The following is an 890-nucleotide window of genomic DNA, read 5'->3' on the forward strand; positions in this document are numbered from 1 at the left end:
CCTCCCGGCTGTCTGGGGCTTGAGACCACCTTCGATCGCACTTAATCCACACTTGGGGACCTTAACCCGGCGCTGGGTTGTCTCCCTTACGGTACACAGGCTTACCCCGTGCACCGAACTCCCTGCGTCAAACGACGTTCGTAAGTTCGGAGTTGGACAGGGGGGCGCACTCCTCTCGGAGTGCGGTCCCCCAATCCGTCGCTCTACCTCACGAACTATCTCGGCAGAGGTAATGCTTCGACATTTTTCGGTTGGAACCAGCTGTTTCCGGACTCGATGGGCCTTTCCCCCCTAGACATAGATCACGCGAGGGTATTGTAGGACACCAACGCTAACAGGCCTCCACGTGCCTTTCGGCACGCTTCACCTTGTCCATGTCTAGATCGTCCGGTTTCGGGTCGTGCCCGTTTGACTCCCCGCGCTTGAACACGGNTCCACGTGCCTTTCGGCACGCTTCACCTTGTCCATGTCTAGATCGTCCGGTTTCGGGTCGTGCCCGTTTGACTCCCCGCGCTTGAACACGGTGGCCCTCGTCGAAAGACTGCGGCCATATCGGTTTCCCTACGCCTTCCCTGATGATCAGGTTAGACTCGTCAAACAGGCACACTCCCTGGTTCGTTTTTCAAAACGCACGACGCAACTCCGGCTTCCCGTACGGCTTACTACGGGTTCGCACCCGGTTCATTGTGTACAGGACCTTTTGAGCCACGTCGTTCGATCGCCAACTGATTTCACGCCCTATTGCACCTCCCTTCGTGGGGTGCTTTTCAGCGTTCGTTCACACTACTTGTTCGCTATCGGTCTTGAGGAGTATTTAGTCTTCTCAGTCGATGCCTGAGATATTCACGAGGGATATCCAACCCCCGATACTCTGGAGCTGACTCGTCTCT

General features: G+C 56.5%; 1 rRNA gene. It reads right to left on the reverse strand.

Annotated features, from left to right (window positions below):
* Positions 1-890, reverse strand: a 23S ribosomal RNA gene (locus tag C480_RS22320); the annotation flags it as partial.

Source organism: Natrialba aegyptia DSM 13077 (assembly GCF_000337535.1).
Classification (GTDB): Archaea; Halobacteriota; Halobacteria; order Halobacteriales; family Natrialbaceae; genus Natrialba; species Natrialba aegyptia.